The organism is Nioella sp. (assembly GCF_964229645.1).
GTDB lineage: Bacteria > Pseudomonadota > Alphaproteobacteria > Rhodobacterales > Rhodobacteraceae > Nioella.
In genome coordinates this window covers 1-14,118 of sequence record NZ_CAXREX010000215.1, presented here as the reverse complement: position 1 = coordinate 14,118, position 14,118 = coordinate 1, and the positions used below count along the sequence as shown (strand labels likewise).

Below are 14,118 nucleotides of genomic sequence, written 5' to 3'. Positions count from 1 at the left end.
CGCATGCCCCGCCGGGGCATGCGGGCGCGACAGGGGGCTTTGCCCCCGTCGCCTTGCAGGCGACGCCCCCAGGATATTTTGGGAACAATGAAGAGCCTGGGCTGGGGGTAAGGGGTGACGTGTTACGGTAAGGTTTGAGTTTCGGGAATCGTGTAACATTTCTCTTGCATCGAATCGCGTTGCAACATATCCCGACCATGCGGTCAGTTATTTGCGCGACACTCGGGAGGACTCCGCCTTATGGATGCATTCATCTGCGACGCCACGCGAACGCCAATCGGACGCTACGGAGGGGCGCTGAGCTCCATCCGCACCGACGATCTGGCCGCGCTGCCCATTGCCGCCCTGATGGCGCGCAACCCGGATGTGAACTGGGGCGCGCTTGATGACGTGATCTATGGCGACGCCAACCAGGCAGGCGAGGACAACCGCAACGTGGCGCGCATGGCGGCCCTGCTGGCCGGGCTGCCGGTGAGTGTGCCGGGCACAACGGTGAACCGGCTCTGCGCCAGCGGCATGGATGCCGTGGGCATGGCCGCTCGGGGGATCAAGGCGGGTGATTATGACCTTGTGATCGCGGGCGGCGTGGAAAGCATGAGCCGCGCGCCCTTCGTCATGCCCAAGGCCACCAGCGCCTTTTCGCGCGCCAACGCGGTTTACGACACCACGATCGGCTGGCGTTTCGTGAACAAGAAGATGAAGGCGGCCCATGGCACCGACTCGATGCCCGAGACCGCCGATAACGTGGCCGAGGACTACGGCATTTCGCGCGCCGACCAGGATGCCTTCGCGGCCCGGTCGCAGGCTCGCTGGGAAGCAGCCCAGGCCAAGGGGATCTTCGCCGATGAAATCACCCCCGTCAGCGTGCCGCAGCGCAAGGGCGATCCGATCGTGGTCGATACAGACGAGCATCCGCGCCCGGGCACCACGGCGGAAAAACTGGCCAGCCTGCACGGCGTGAACGGCCCCGACAAGACGGTGACGGCGGGCAATGCTTCGGGCGTCAACGATGGCGCTGCGGCGGTTCTGCTGGCATCCGAGACGGCTGCTGCGGCCAACGGGCTGACGCCCATGGCGCGGGTCGTGGCAATGGCGGCCGCCGGGGTGGAGCCCCGCGTGATGGGGATCGGTCCGGTGCCTGCCACGCGCAAGGTGCTGGCCAAGGCGGGGCTGAGCATCGAGCAGATGGACGTGATCGAGCTGAACGAGGCCTTCGCAAGCCAGGGTCTGGCCAGCCTGCGCGAACTGGGCGTGGCCGATGACGCGGCGCATGTGAACCCCAACGGGGGCGCCATCGCGCTGGGCCATCCGCTTGGCATGTCGGGCACGCGCCTGGTGATGACGGCGGCCTATCAACTCAACCGCACGGGCGGGCGCTATGCGCTGTGCACCATGTGCGTGGGCGTGGGGCAGGGCGTTGCCCTTGTCCTGGAACGGGTCTGAAGGAGGGTTTCGGACATGTATGCACAGATGATCAAGACGGCCTCGAACGGCGTGAAATCCAAGGACGAGATGTCCGACGAGGAACGCGCCTTCCAGGACAAGATCGACAATGACATCAAGATCGAGCCCAAGGACTGGATGCCGGAGGACTACCGCCGGACCCTGATCCGCCAGATCGGCCAGCACGCCCATTCCGAGGTTGTGGGGCAATTGCCCGAGGGCAACTGGATCACCCGCGCGCCGACGCTGGAACGCAAGGCCATTCTGCTGGCCAAGGTGCAGGACGAGGCGGGCCATGGGCTTTACCTCTATTCTGCCGCCGAGACGCTTGGCGTCAGCCGGGATGAGCTCATCGAGCTGCTGCATGAAGGTAAGATGAAATACTCGTCGATCTTCAATTACCCGACGCTCAACTGGGCCGATATCGGTGCCGTGGGCTGGCTGGTCGACGGGGCCGCGATCGTGAACCAGGTGGCGTTGCAGCGGACCTCTTACGGGCCCTACAGCCGCGCCATGATCCGCATCTGCAAGGAAGAAAGCTTCCACGCGCGCCAGGGCTATGACGCGATCCGGGCAATGGCCTTCGGCACGCCCGAGCAGAAGAAGCAGGCGCAGGACGCGCTCAATCGCCTGTGGTTCCCCGCGCTGATGATGTTCGGGCCCTCGGACGGGGAATCCGTGCATTCGGAACAGTCGATGGCGTGGAAGATCAAGGTGAAGTCTAATGACGAGCTGCGCCAGCAATTCGTGGACCAGACAATCCCGCAGATCGAATACCTGAAGCTCGACCTGCCGGACCCGAACATCAAGTGGAACGAGGAACGCGGGCATTACGATTTCAGCGAACCGGACTGGCCCGAGTTCTTCAACGTGATCAAGGGCAATGGCCCCTGCAACGTGGACCGGATGAAGGACCGCGTTGCCGCCTGGGACGACGGCGAATGGGTGCGTGACGGGCTGCTGGCGCATGCCCGCAAGAAAGCCGCCCGCAAGGTCGCGGCCGAGTAATTTCGTCAAGGAGGACGAGAGATGAAAAACGAATGGCCCCTGTGGGAAATCTTCATTCGCGGCCAGCATGGCCTCAGCCACCGTCACGTCGGCAGCCTGCACGCGCCCGACGCGGAAATGGCGATCAAGAACGCCCGTGACGTCTATACCCGCCGCAACGAAGGCGTGTCGATCTGGGTGGTCGAGGCCAGGCATGTCGCGGCCAGCTCGCCCTCGGAGAAGGGGCCGCTCTTCGAGCCGTCGGAAAGCAAGATCTACCGCCACCCGACCTTCTACGACATTCCCGACGAAGTGGGGCACATGTGATGACCCGGGACGAGGCGCTTTTCGAATTCCTCCTGCGCATGGGGGACAACACGCTGATCCTCGGGCACCGCGTGTCGGAATGGTGCGGCCATTCCCCGGTGCTGGAGGAAGACATCGCGCTGGCCAACACCGCGCTCGACATGATCGGGCAGACACAGCTTTGGCTGGGGCTGGCGGGCGAGGTCGAGGGCAAGGGTCGGACGGCCGATAACCTGGCCTTCCTGCGCGACGCCTGGGACTTCCGCAACGTGCTGATGGTGGAGCTGCCCAATGGCGATTTCGGCCAGACGCTGATGCGCCAGTTCCTCTATGACGCGTGGTCCTTCGTGATGACCGACTGGCTGAAAGGTTCGTCCGAGCCGCGCATCGCGGCCATCGCCGAGAAGGCCCACAAGGAGGTGACCTACCACCTGGAACGCTCCGGTGACACGGTGATCGGCCTTGGGGATGGAACCGAGGAAAGTCATAGCCGGATGCAGGATGCGCTCGATTATCTCCATCCTTACGTGGGCGAGATGTTCGAAAAGGACAAGGTGGATGAGGCGTTGGCCGAGGCCGGGATCGCCCCGGACCCCGCTGAATTGCGCGCCGAATACGACGATATCGTCACCCGCGTGCTGTCCGAGGCGACGCTGGCCATTCCCGGCGGGGCCTACAGCCACAAGGGCGGGCGCACGGGCCGGATGCATACCGAGCATCTGGGTCACCTGCTGTCGACCATGCAGTGGTTGCAGCGCGCCTATCCCGGCGCGACCTGGTGAGCGTGATGGCCAAGCCCTCGGTCGAGCAGGTCTGGGACTGGCTCGATGCCGTGCCCGACCCCGAGATCCCGGTGATCTCGCTGGTCGACCTCGGGATCGTCCGGGCCGTGGACTGGCAGGGCGAGACGCTGGTTGTCACGCTGACGCCGACCTATTCGGGCTGCCCGGCCACCAGCGTGATCGAGATGGACGTGGAAACCGCGCTGCGCGGCCACGGGATCGACAAGCTGGAGCTCAGGCGCCAGATCTCGCCCGCCTGGACCACCGACTGGCTGACCGAGAAGGGTCGCGCCAAGCTGGAAGACTACGGCATCGCGCCGCCACAGCCAGCGGGCGGCCCAAACCGCTGCCCGCAATGCCACAGCACCAACCTGGAGCGGATCAGCCAGTTCGGCTCCACCCCCTGCAAGGCAACGTGGCGCTGCCGCGACTGCCTGGAACCATTCGATTACTTCAAGTGCATCTGAGGGAGGAACCCCATGGCGCGCTTTCACGAGCTCACCGTAACTGACGTTCACAAGACCATCCGCGACGCCGTTGTCGTGACCCTGAAGTCCGAGGACCCTGCGGCCTTCGACTTCATCCAGGGCCAATACCTGACCTTCCGCCGCGATTTCGACGGCGAGGAATTGCGCCGCTCCTACTCGATCTGCGCAGGGCGGCAGGAGGGTATCCTGCAAGTGGGGATCAAGCGCGTCGATGGCGGGGCGTTTTCCACCTGGGCCAATGAAGAGCTGAAGGTGGGCGACACGCTGCTGGCCATGCCGCCGATGGGGGGCTTTCACACTGCGCTCGATGCGTCCCAGGCGCGCCATTACCTGGGCTTTGCGGGCGGATCGGGGATTACCCCGGTGCTGTCGATCATCAAGACGGCGCTCGCCACGGAACCCCGGTCCAGCTTCACGCTGGTCTACGCCAACAAGGGCGTGAACACGATCATGTTCCGCGAGGAACTGGAGGACCTGAAAAACCAGTATATGGGCCGTTTCAACGTGATCCATGTGCTGGAGGCCGACGCGCAGGAGATCGACCTCTTCACCGGCCTTGTGACCGAGAACAAGGTGGCCGAGCTCGTGCGCACCGGCTGGATCGACATCGACAGCGTCGACACCGCCTTCATCTGCGGGCCCGAGCCGATGATGCTGGGGATCGCCAAGGCGCTGCGCGCACATGGGCTGGACGATGCGCAGATCAAGTTCGAGCTTTTTGCCTCGGCCCAACCGGGGCGGCTGGCGCGCAAGGTCGTGTCGAAAGAGGCGGGCAGCGCGGCCAACCAGGCGGCGATCTCGGTCACGCTGGACGGATCGACCCGCGTGCTGACCGTGGGCAAGGACCAGAGCCTGCTGGACGCCGCGCTGGAAAACGCCCTGGACGCGCCCTACGCCTGCAAGGCGGGGGTCTGCTCGACCTGCCGCTGCCGGGTGCTGGAAGGCGAGGTGGACATGGTCGCCAACCACGCGCTGGAAGATTACGAGGTGGCCAAGGGCTATGTCCTGTCGTGCCAGTCCTATCCCGTCACCGACCGCGTGGTCGTGGACTTTGACCAGTAAGGGGCGCCTGTCATGGAGATGAAGATCGAGGACTACCTGGCCCAGGGCGGCGTTCTGACCAGCCCTGCCAACGTGCCGCCCCGCTACCGCGCTGAGCTGATGAAGCTGATGGCAACCTTTGTCGACAGCGAACTGGCGGGTGCTGCGGGCTTTGCCGACATCATCAACGAGGGGCCTGGCATCAAGGAACGGATCGCGGCGGCGCGGATCGTGCTGGAAAAGACCGATCACGCCGACAAGGTTTTGCGCGTGATGGGCGAATTCGGCGTCGATCAGGGGCGCTATGCCAACCACCACCCCTGGACCGCGCGGCTTGCGCGCGAGGCCGATATCGGGGCCACGCGGGGCGAACATGACATGCGGCTGGCGGTGTTCAACTACCCGCTGGCGGGTTGGGCCGACGCGGTGGTGATGAACCTCTTGATGGGGCGCGCCGTGGTGGTGCAGCTGGCCGAGATGCAGATGGTGTCCTACCAGCCGCTTGCGGTGGCGTTCCGGGCCATTGCCCCGGTTGAACTTCGCCATGCGGAACTGGCCGAAGAGGGCATCGCGCGGCTTCTGGACGAAGGGCAGCGCGAGGCTGTGGAGGCCTCTGTCGCCTATTGGTGGCCGCGTGTGGCGGCCAGCTTCGGGCAGGGGGAGTCGGGCCGGTTCGACGCGCTGAGGGCCATGGGCCTGCGCCGCTCCACCACGTCCGAACTGCGCGCCCGGTGGGATGCAGAGGCGCGCGGCGCGCTCGACCGGCTTGGTCTGGGCACGCCCTGAGCGGGTCTAGAACCCGGCCCGGATCCAGTCGGCAACGGCCCTGTGCGACCGTGTTTCGGGCGTCTTGGCGGGCCGGACAAGATAGAGCCCCCGCGTCTCGTCCGGGGGCTCTTCACGCAGGCGCACCAGCCGCCGCTTTTCCAGCGCATCGTTAACCAGCACATCGGGCACCAGCGCAATACCCTGGCCCGCCTCGGCCGCGTCGATGGCGAGGGCCGTCTGGTTGAAGCTGAGCCGTTTCCACGGCGTCTCGGGCGCCTCGCGCGCGAACCAGGCCTGCCAGGGGCGGTGCCCATCCTCGATCAGCGGGTATTGCGCAAAGAAGGACGCGCGCGCCAGCACCGGGGCGCGGGCCACGAGCGAGGGCCCGGTGACCGCGACCAGCCGGATGGGGGCGAGCTTTTCCACCGTGACCGCGCTTTCCTGCGGGGCGGGGCCCTGCCGAATGGCGAGGTCCACGTTGTCGCGCGCGAAATCGGTGATCCGCTCGGAGGCCACGATCTGAAGCTCGACATTGGGATGCGCCTCGGCAAAGCCCGGCAGGCGGGGAACCAGCCATTTCGCAGCCAAAGACGGGGGCAGAGAGAGCGTAACCCGGTCAGAAAACGAATGTAACTCAGCTATAGAGCTTGAAATGAGCCCAAGAGCTTGTGCCACGGGTTCGTGCAAGCGGTGCCCTGCTTCGGTCAGGCTGAGGCCGCGCGGGTGCCTCGTGAAGAGCCTGGTCTGAAGAACATCTTCCAACACCCTGATTTGCTGAGAAACTGCCCCTTGCGTCACGTGAAGCTCCTCCGCCGCAAGACGGAGGTTCAGGTGCCGTGCCGCAGCCTCGAAATGGCGCAGCGCATTGAGATTCTGAAAGCTCATGGGAATCATGACTATAGTAAAGCTAATGACTATGGAAAAGAAATGATTGGAAATCCCTGTTTTGATCATGTTTCCTGAGCAGGAGGTTCAATCGGAGGGAAAGACGATGGCGACAGCACAGAAAGTGGCCCTGGTCACGGCGGGCGGCAGCGGCATGGGGGCGGACGCGGCCCGGCATCTTGCGGCGAAAGGCTGGCAGGTGGCGATCCTGTCCTCCTCCGGCAAGGGGGAGGCGCTGGCCAAGGAGCTTGGCGGCGTCGGGGTGACCGGGTCGAACCTGGAGCCGGGGGATCTTCAGGCCCTGGTCGATGCGGCCATGGACCGATGGGGGCGGATTGACGGGCTGGTCAATTCCGCCGGGCACGGGCCCAAGGGTGATATCCTCGACATCTCGGACGAGGACTGGCACCGGGGGATGGAGGTTTACCTGATGAACGTGATCCGCCCGGCCCGGCTGGTGGCCCCGATCATGGCCAAGGCGGGCGGTGGCGCGATCGTCAATATCTCGACCTTCGCGGCTTTCGAGCCCGATCCCCTTTTCCCGACCTCGGGCGTCTTCCGGGCGGGGCTGGCAAGCTTTACCAAGCTTTTTGCAGACAAGTTCGCGGCCCGAGGCGTTCGCATGAACAACGTGCTGCCCGGCTTCATCGACAGCCTGCCCGAAACAGAGGACCGGCGCGCGCGCATCCCCATGGGCCGTTACGGGACCGTCGCTGAGGTGTCGGGGCTGATCGGCTACCTGTTGTCGGAGGACGGGGCCTATGTCACCGGGCAGAATATCCGCATCGACGGGGGGCTGACGCGCGCGGTCTGAGCCGCCTAGGCCTCGTGCGAGGGGCGATGCCCGAGCACTTCGACAAAACCGGCGGCGGTGATCATCAGCGCGCCGCTGGCCTCGCGCCAGCCGAAGGGTTCGCCTGACCAGATGGCGGCGGTGATGACGCCCACGACGATATCGCTCATCAGAAGCAGCCCCACGCGCGCGGGGCTGAGCAGGGTTGCCGGCCAGATGGTAAGAAAGAGCATCGGCACCACGATCATCCCGGCCACGAGCGCCCAGGGCGCCGCCGCGCCGATTGCCCTGACATCAAAGGCCTGGGCGATGCCGCCGCCCCCGACCAGAAGCGTCGCCCCGGTGATGACCAGCGCGCCGAAGACGAAGGAAAACACCTGCTCGGTCACCGCAACGGTGCCCGCGCGATAGAGGAAGAAGGAGCCGAGCGCCCAGGACATGCCCGAGATCAGCGCCAGGAGATCACCCAGGTTTGGGCCATGGCGCAATGCCCCGCCCCCCATCATCACGGCCAGCCCGCCAAGCCCAAGCGCCAGCGCCCCGAGCCGGGCGGGCGAGAGCCGTTCCCCAAGAAAGGCAAGGCCCAGAAGCGTGGCCCAGATCGGCGAGAGGTAGAAGAGAAGGACCGCGCGCACCACTTCGGTCAGCACGAGGCTGGTGGAATAGAGGCTGAAGGCGGTGCCTGTCAGCAGACCGCAGGGGATCAGCACGGCCAGATGCGCCAGCGGACGGGCCTTGAGCACGATCAGGACAGGAACCATCAGCGTCACGGCGACGGCATAGAGCGCTAAGCCCGACCAGGCCCCGGGAAGCCCCGCGCCCTGCATGCCACGGATCGGCACCCACATCAGCCCCCACAGCGCCCCCCCCAGTACGAGGCCGATGGCGGCAAGACCCGGTTGGCGGGCAATTTCCTGCAGGCGGGACATGGGGGCTCCTGACCGGCGCGCGGTGGCGCGCGTCGGGGTGACGTTGCCCCGGAAGCCGGGGCGCGCGCAAGCCCTGTCAGATGCCGGGCAGGCCCTTCAGGGTGAGGTCGGCCACCAGCGCGGCATAGGCATCGCGCGCGGCCCCGTCCGCGCCGCCGTTCCACATGTAATACCAGTTCAGCATGCCGAAGACCGACATGGTGACTGCGCGCAGCTTGGCCCGATCGTCGCCGAACATCTCGGGCGCGGCGGCGCGGATGCAGTCGGACAGGTAGCGCACCATGTCGCGCTGGTAGGCGCGCATGCGGTCCTGCTGATCCTGCGGCAGGGCAGAGAGCGCGTTCAATTGCACCTGGTGTTCGTGATCAGCCCCCTGGTAGGCGCGCAAGATGTCGCGGATCACGCGGCGCAGCCGCTCTTCGGGCGAGAGCCCCTCGACATTGGTCGCAAGGATCAGGTCGCGCAGCTCCGACAGGTAAGTGTCGAGGATATCGAAGAGAATCGCGTCCTTGCTGTCGTAGTAGTGGTAGATATTCGCCTTGGAGATCCCGCATTCGCGCGCAAGCTGCGCCATCGAGGCGCGGTCGAAGCCCTCGGTGGCGAAGATCTTGGCCGCCGATTGCAGGATCTGTTCCCGCTTCTGGTCGTGGTCTTTCGCGATTGTCCGTGCCACGCCTTATCCCTTCTCGCGGTTGTCGACGACGCGCTTGGCCTTGCCCTCGCTGCGCGCCACCGCGCCGGGATCGCCCACGTTCACCTCGATCGAGATGCCGACGATGTCTTTCACCCGCTTGGACAGCATCCGTGCAGCGGCGGTTTTGGAAAGCTCGTCGGTGGCGTCGGGCAGCGCCTCCACATGCACGCGCATCGCGTCCATCCGGCCCGCGGTGTAAAGCTCTATCTGGAAATGGGGCGCGAGGCCGCCGGTCGCCATCAGCTGTTCCTCGATCTGGGTCGGGAAGACGTTGACGCCGCGCAGGATCATCATGTCGTCGGAGCGTCCGGTGATCTTTTCCATACGCCGCATGCTGCGCGCCGTGCCGGGTAGCAGGCGCGTCAGGTCGCGCGTGCGGTAGCGGATCATCGGCAGGCCTTCCTTGGTCAGCGTGGTAAAGACCAGTTCACCAAGCTCGCCATCGGGCAGCACCTCGCCGGTTTCGGGGTCGATGATCTCGGGCAGGAAATGATCCTCCCAGATCACCGGGCCATCCTTGGTTTCCACGCATTCATTGGCGACGCCCGGCCCCATGATCTCGGAAAGCCCGTAGATATCGACGGCATGCATGTCGAAGGCCTGCTCGACCTCCTTGCGCATGGCGTCGGTCCAGGGTTCGGCCCCGAAGATGCCTACCTCCAGGCTGCTTTCGCGCGGATCGAGGCCCAGTTTGTGGAACTGTTCGAGGATGTTGAGCATGTAGGAGGGCGTGACCATGATTGTGGTCGGCTTGAAGTCGTTGATCAGCGTCACCTGCCGCTCGGTCATGCCGCCCGAGACGGGCACCACCGTCGCGCCAAGCCGTTCGGCCCCGTAATGCGCGCCAAGCCCGCCGGTGAAAAGGCCATAGCCATAGGCCACGTGCACGATGTCGCCCGCGCGGGTGCCGCTGGCACGCATGGAGCGTGCCACAAGGTCCGCCCAGTTGCTGATGTCGTTCTTGGTGTAGCCCACGACGGTGGGTTTGCCGGTGGTGCCGGAGGACGCGTGGACGCGGATGATCTGGTCGCGCGGCACGGCGAAGAGGCCGAACGGATAATTGTCGCGCAGGTCCGACTTGTAGGTGAACGGGAACTTCGCCAGGTCGGAAAGCTGTTGCAGATCATCGGGATGCACGCCTGCCGCGTCAAAGCGCTGGCGATACATCGGCACGTTCTCATAGGCATGGCGCACGGACCATTTGAGGCGCTCGAGCTGCAGGGCGCGGATTTCGTCGATCGAGGCGATTTCAATCGGATCGAGCTCTTCCTTGCGGGGGCTGAGGTCTTTCATGTCGGTTTACTCCTCGAACAACTGGCCCTTGATCGCGCGGGAATTTCCCCGGAATTCCGCGATCACGGTGCCGTCCTGGTTGGTCACGGTCACATCGTAGATGCCGCTGCGGCCCGTCAGGCTGATTTCGCGGGCGGTGGCGGTCAGCCGGTCCCCGATGCGGCCCGGCGCGACGTAGGTAATGGTATTCGACTGCGCGACCGTGTTCTGGTTGCGGCTGTTGCAGGCGAAGGCAAAGGCGCTGTCGGCCAGCGAAAAGGTGACGCCGCCGTGACAGATGCCGTGGCCGTTGGCATGGTGCGGCTCAACCGTCAGGGCCAGCGTGGCGCGGCCCTCGCTGACCTCGACGATCTCCATTCCGAACCAGGGCGAGGCATTGTCGTCGGCCCACATGGCCTTGGCGCTTTTCTTGGCGCGCTCATCAGGGGTCATCGGCCTTTGAACTCCGGTTGGCGTTTGTTCAGGAAGGCGCTGACGCCCTCGGCGTAATCGGCGCTTTCGCCGCAGGTTTTCATGGCGTCGGCTTCAAGGTCGAGCTGATCGGAAAGCGTGTTGGTGGCGGCGGCCTGGATGCAGTGCTTGGTCAGCCCGAGCCCGAGCGTGGGGCCAGCGGCCAGCCGGGCGGTGAGGGCGCGGGCCTCATTCATCAACTGATCATCCGGGTAGGTGCGCCAGATCAGGCCCCAATCGGCGGCGGTCTGCGCGGGCAGGGGTTCTGCCGTCATGGCCAGCGCCTTGGCACGCGCCTCGCCCAGAAGGCGGGGCAGGTGCCAGCTGCCACCGGTATCGGGGACGAGACCAACCTTGCTGAAGGCCTGGATGACTTTGCCGCTTTCGGCGGCCAGCACGATGTCGCAGGCCAGGGCCAGGCTGGCGCCCGCGCCTGCCGCGACGCCGTTCACGGCGCAGATGACCGGAAGGCGCATGTCACGGATGAGCCGCACAAGCGGGGCATAGAAGCTGCGGACGGTGTGGCCGAGGTCAGGCGGGCCGTCCATTTTCGACGGGTCGCGGTCGCCCAGGTCCTGGCCCGCGCAGAACCCGCGCCCCGCGCCGGTCAGCAGGATCGCCCGCGCGTCTGCATTGCGCGCATCTGACAGGGCCGCGCGTAGGGCAAGGTGCATCTCCTCGTTGAAACTGTTCAGGCGTTCGGGGCGGTTGAGCGTGATTTCACGCCAGTCCCCGTGCTCCGTCACCAATACCGTGTCGCTCATCTGCGCGCTGTCCTCCCTCGTCGGAGGAATCTCTTGCATAAACCGAACGGTTGGTCAATAAATTCCGAAACCACGCGAGAAGGAGAGGGGCCACATGCCTGCCGACATGCCTGTAACCGTCAGAAAAGACGGCGATATCGCCTGGGTCATCATCGACAGCCCGCCGGTGAACGCAACCTCGGTCGCGGTGCGCTCCGGGCTGGAACAGGCGGTGGCAGAGGTCAAGGGCGCGCGCCTCGCGGTGCTGAAATGCGCGGGCCGCACCTTCATCGCGGGGGGCGACATGTCGGAATTCGACGGGCCCGCGCTTCTGCCGCATCTGCCCGATGTCGTGCAGATGATCGAAGACAGCCCGGTGCCGTTCCTGGCGCTTTTGCATGGCACCGTCCTTGGCGGCGGGTTCGAGATCGCCATGGGTTGTACCTGGCGCTTCGCTGCGCCGGGGACGAAATTCGGCCTGCCAGAGGTCAATGTGGGTCTGATCCCCGGCGCGGGTGGCACGCAGCGCGCGCCGCGTCTGGTGGGAATGGACGCAGCGGTTGAAATGGCCTGTAAGGGTCGGATCTACGCGGCAGAGGACATGCTGGTGCTTGGCGGCATCGACAGGATCGTGGACGATCCCGATGCCGCCGCCCGTGCCTTCGCCGCCGACCTGCCAAAGCGGCCCCTTGCGGTCAGCCAGCGCCCGGTCGCGGCGCTCGACGCCCAGGGCTACGCGGCGGCCGAGGCCGAGATCGCCCGCAAGGCCAAGGGGCAGCAGTCGCCGCTTCTCAACCTCGAAGCTCTGCAATGGGCGGCGCTGCCCTTTTCCGAGGGGCAGCCAAAGGAACGTGCCCGCCACCTTGAAATGCGCGCCAGCGCCGAAAGCCGCGCCCTGCGCCACGCCTTTTTCGCCGAACGGCACGTGATGAAGCCCAGGGCGATCGACGGGGCCACACCGCGCGCGCTGGCGCATGTGGCGGTTGTGGGCGGCGGGCTGATGGGTGCGGGGATTGCCACCGCCTGCCTGTCGGCGGGCTTGCGCGTGACGCTGGTCGAGCGCAGCGCAGACGAGGCCAGCGCCGCGCAGGGCCGGGTCGAGGGGCTGGTTGCGGGGGCGCTCAAGCGCGGGAAGATCACGCAGGCCCGCTACGAGGCCCAGATGACGGCATTCGAGGCCGTGGACAATTACGCGGCGGCCTCCGGGGCGGACCTCGCCATTGAGGCGGTGTTCGAGGACCTGACGGTGAAACAGGCGGTGTTTGCGGAATTGGCAAAGCATCTTTCGCAAGATGCCATCTTGGCCACCAATACCTCCTATCTCGATCCGCGCGAGATTTTCGCTGACACGCCGAACAAGGCGCGCTGCATCGGCCTGCATTTCTTCTCGCCCGCCCATGTGATGAGGCTCCTCGAAGTGGTGAATACGCCCGAGACGGCGCCAGAGGTGCTGGCCACCGGCTTCGACCTGGCCAGGCGGCTGCGCAAGGTCGCGGTTTTGTCGGGCATCTGTGACGGGTTCATCGGCAACCGGATGCTGTCGGCCTATCGCCGCGAAGCGGAATACCTGCTGGCCGACGGGGCCCTGCCGCACGAGGTGGACGCCGCGATGCGCGCCTTCGGCATGCCCATGGGACCCTTCGAGTTGCAGGACCTGACCGGGCTTCAGATCGCCTGGGCCAATCGCAAGCGGCAGGCCGCGACGCGCGACCCGAACGAGCGCTACGAACGCATCGCCGATACGCTGTGCGAAATGGACCGGCTTGGCCAGCGCAGCGGCAAGGGCTGGTATCGCTACACAGATGGCAACCGGACGCCGGAGCGCGACCCGGAGGTCGAGGCGCTGATCCTCGCCTATTCGGCGGAACGGGGCATCACGCGGCGCAGCTATTCGCAAACCGAGATCCGCGACCGGCTGCTGGCCGTCTACGCCAACGAGGGCGCGCGGATCGTGGAAGACGGGATCGCCGAGGACTTCGCGGCCGTCGATATGGTCAAGCTGCACGGCTACGGCTTTCCGCGCTGGCGGGGCGGACCGATGCATTATGCGGCGCAGGTGGGATGGGCCGGGATGGCCCGTGTCATGGCCGAAGTCGCGGGTGAAAGCCCCGGCTCCTGGGTCATGGCAGACCACCTTGCCCGCGCGCTGGAAGGAGAAACGGAATGAGCCTGCTGAACATCAAAAGCTTCGCCGCTGGCGAATGGATCGCCCCCGATGGCTCGGCCCGGCTAATCGCCAGCGCCGTGACCGGCGCGCCGCTGGCGCAGGCGGGATCGGCCCTGCCGGTGCAGGCGATGCTGGACCACGCGCGTGACGTGGGCGGTCCCGCCCTGCGCAAGCTGACCTTCCACGACCGCGCCCGGATGCTGAAGGCGCTGGCGCTGGAGCTGGGCAAGCATAAGCAGGCGCTTTACGACCTGTCGTTCAACACCGGGGCCACGCAATCCGACCACCTGATCGATATCGACGGGGGCATCGGCACGATGTTCGTCTTCGCCTCCAAGGGACGGCGGGA

General features: G+C 65.8%; 15 protein-coding genes and 1 pseudogene. 10 read left to right on the top strand and 6 right to left on the bottom strand.

What is annotated here, in order from left to right:
* Positions 1-240: 240 nt before the first annotated feature.
* From pcaF to ACEQXV_RS14395, 7 genes are read left to right on the top strand one after another with little or no spacing between them, the layout of a single operon-like run.
* Positions 241-1,443, top strand: coding sequence for a 3-oxoadipyl-CoA thiolase (gene pcaF, locus ACEQXV_RS14425; RefSeq protein ID WP_370269769.1), 1,203 nt, complete (start codon positions 241-243; stop codon positions 1,441-1,443).
* Between the two features lie 15 nt (positions 1,444-1,458).
* Positions 1,459-2,451 carry a 1,2-phenylacetyl-CoA epoxidase subunit PaaA gene (gene paaA, locus ACEQXV_RS14420; protein ID WP_370255140.1) on the top strand — a complete coding sequence of 331 codons (993 nt, stop codon included), beginning with the start codon at positions 1,459-1,461 and terminating at the stop codon, positions 2,449-2,451.
* Positions 2,452-2,472: 21 nt separating this feature from the next.
* A complete protein-coding gene (gene paaB / locus ACEQXV_RS14415) occupies positions 2,473-2,757 on the top strand; it encodes a 1,2-phenylacetyl-CoA epoxidase subunit PaaB (protein ID WP_370269768.1) in 285 nt (94 codons plus the stop codon).
* Entirely contained in the window at positions 2,757-3,518 is a 762-nt protein-coding gene (gene paaC, locus ACEQXV_RS14410) for a 1,2-phenylacetyl-CoA epoxidase subunit PaaC (RefSeq protein ID WP_370255144.1), read from the top strand. Before paaB ends, paaC begins: the two co-directional genes overlap by 1 nt.
* Positions 3,519-3,523: 5 nt before the next feature.
* Positions 3,524-3,985: a 1,2-phenylacetyl-CoA epoxidase subunit PaaD gene (paaD, locus tag ACEQXV_RS14405; protein ID WP_370255152.1), complete on the top strand. Its 462-nt coding sequence runs from the start codon at positions 3,524-3,526 to the stop codon at positions 3,983-3,985.
* 12 nt (positions 3,986-3,997) lie between these two features.
* Entirely contained in the window at positions 3,998-5,068 is a 1,071-nt protein-coding gene (gene paaE / locus ACEQXV_RS14400; RefSeq protein WP_370255145.1) for a 1,2-phenylacetyl-CoA epoxidase subunit PaaE, read from the top strand.
* Positions 5,069-5,080: 12 nt separating this feature from the next.
* Positions 5,081-5,833 (top strand): Phenylacetic acid catabolic protein, encoded by a 753-nt coding sequence (locus ACEQXV_RS14395; RefSeq protein WP_370269767.1) that lies wholly within the window; start codon positions 5,081-5,083, stop codon positions 5,831-5,833.
* Positions 5,834-5,839: 6 nt separating this feature from the next.
* Here ACEQXV_RS14395 and ACEQXV_RS14390 read toward each other — a convergent pair whose 3' ends face one another.
* Complete coding sequence (locus ACEQXV_RS14390; protein WP_370269766.1) at positions 5,840-6,700, bottom strand: LysR substrate-binding domain-containing protein; 861 nt, start codon at positions 6,698-6,700, stop codon at positions 5,840-5,842.
* A gap of 106 nt (positions 6,701-6,806) precedes the next feature.
* Between ACEQXV_RS14390 and ACEQXV_RS14385 the strand changes: the two genes are divergently transcribed.
* Entirely contained in the window at positions 6,807-7,514 is a 708-nt protein-coding gene (locus tag ACEQXV_RS14385) for an SDR family oxidoreductase (protein ID WP_370269765.1), read from the top strand.
* Positions 7,515-7,519: 5 nt separating this feature from the next.
* Here the strand turns inward: ACEQXV_RS14385 and ACEQXV_RS14380 are convergent, their stop codons facing one another.
* The 5 genes from ACEQXV_RS14380 to paaG all read right to left on the bottom strand — a co-directional run bounded on the left by ACEQXV_RS14380 (position 7,520) and on the right by paaG (position 11,623).
* Positions 7,520-8,422 carry a DMT family transporter gene (locus ACEQXV_RS14380; protein ID WP_370269764.1) on the bottom strand — a complete coding sequence of 301 codons (903 nt, stop codon included), beginning with the start codon at positions 8,420-8,422 and terminating at the stop codon, positions 7,520-7,522.
* A gap of 76 nt (positions 8,423-8,498) precedes the next feature.
* Positions 8,499-9,095, bottom strand: a complete 597-nt coding sequence (locus ACEQXV_RS14375; RefSeq protein WP_370252296.1) for a TetR/AcrR family transcriptional regulator — start codon at positions 9,093-9,095, stop codon at positions 8,499-8,501.
* Between the two features lie 3 nt (positions 9,096-9,098).
* A complete protein-coding gene (gene paaK, locus ACEQXV_RS14370; protein WP_370252295.1) occupies positions 9,099-10,409 on the bottom strand; it encodes a phenylacetate--CoA ligase PaaK in 1,311 nt (436 codons plus the stop codon).
* Between the two features lie 6 nt (positions 10,410-10,415).
* The gene (paaI, locus tag ACEQXV_RS14365; protein ID WP_370252294.1) at positions 10,416-10,841 is read right to left on the bottom strand and encodes a hydroxyphenylacetyl-CoA thioesterase PaaI; all 426 of its coding nucleotides are present in this window, start codon (positions 10,839-10,841) and stop codon (positions 10,416-10,418) included.
* The gene (gene paaG / locus ACEQXV_RS14360) at positions 10,838-11,623 is read right to left on the bottom strand and encodes a 2-(1,2-epoxy-1,2-dihydrophenyl)acetyl-CoA isomerase PaaG (protein WP_370269763.1); all 786 of its coding nucleotides are present in this window, start codon (positions 11,621-11,623) and stop codon (positions 10,838-10,840) included. Before paaG ends, paaI begins: the two co-directional genes overlap by 4 nt.
* A gap of 94 nt (positions 11,624-11,717) precedes the next feature.
* Between paaG and ACEQXV_RS14355 the strand changes: the two genes are divergently transcribed.
* Positions 11,718-13,769 (top strand): FAD-dependent oxidoreductase, encoded by a 2,052-nt coding sequence (locus ACEQXV_RS14355; RefSeq protein ID WP_370269761.1) that lies wholly within the window; start codon positions 11,718-11,720, stop codon positions 13,767-13,769.
* Positions 13,766-14,118, top strand: a pseudogene (locus tag ACEQXV_RS14350) (phenylacetic acid degradation bifunctional protein PaaZ); the annotation flags it as partial. The gene ACEQXV_RS14355 and the pseudogene ACEQXV_RS14350, both read left to right, overlap by 4 nt.

Bases quoted from the DNA above. Each gene is read 5' to 3' on its own strand.
- pcaF (WP_370269769.1), top strand. From the start codon at position 241: ATGGATGCATTCATCTGCGACGCCACGCGAACGCCAATCGGACGCTAC.
- paaA (WP_370255140.1), top strand. From the start codon at position 1,459: ATGTATGCACAGATGATCAAGACGGCCTCGAACGGCGTGAAATCCAAG.
- paaB (WP_370269768.1), top strand. From the start codon at position 2,473: ATGAAAAACGAATGGCCCCTGTGGGAAATCTTCATTCGCGGCCAGCAT.
- paaC (WP_370255144.1), top strand. From the start codon at position 2,757: ATGACCCGGGACGAGGCGCTTTTCGAATTCCTCCTGCGCATGGGGGAC.
- paaD (WP_370255152.1), top strand. From the start codon at position 3,524: ATGGCCAAGCCCTCGGTCGAGCAGGTCTGGGACTGGCTCGATGCCGTG.
- paaE (WP_370255145.1), top strand. From the start codon at position 3,998: ATGGCGCGCTTTCACGAGCTCACCGTAACTGACGTTCACAAGACCATC.
- ACEQXV_RS14395 (WP_370269767.1), top strand. From the start codon at position 5,081: ATGGAGATGAAGATCGAGGACTACCTGGCCCAGGGCGGCGTTCTGACC.
- ACEQXV_RS14390 (WP_370269766.1), bottom strand. From the start codon at position 6,700: ATGAGCTTTCAGAATCTCAATGCGCTGCGCCATTTCGAGGCTGCGGCA.
- ACEQXV_RS14385 (WP_370269765.1), top strand. From the start codon at position 6,807: ATGGCGACAGCACAGAAAGTGGCCCTGGTCACGGCGGGCGGCAGCGGC.
- ACEQXV_RS14380 (WP_370269764.1), bottom strand. From the start codon at position 8,422: ATGTCCCGCCTGCAGGAAATTGCCCGCCAACCGGGTCTTGCCGCCATC.
- paaK (WP_370252295.1), bottom strand. From the start codon at position 10,409: ATGAAAGACCTCAGCCCCCGCAAGGAAGAGCTCGATCCGATTGAAATC.
- paaI (WP_370252294.1), bottom strand. From the start codon at position 10,841: ATGACCCCTGATGAGCGCGCCAAGAAAAGCGCCAAGGCCATGTGGGCC.
- paaG (WP_370269763.1), bottom strand. From the start codon at position 11,623: ATGAGCGACACGGTATTGGTGACGGAGCACGGGGACTGGCGTGAAATC.
- ACEQXV_RS14355 (WP_370269761.1), top strand. From the start codon at position 11,718: ATGCCTGCCGACATGCCTGTAACCGTCAGAAAAGACGGCGATATCGCC.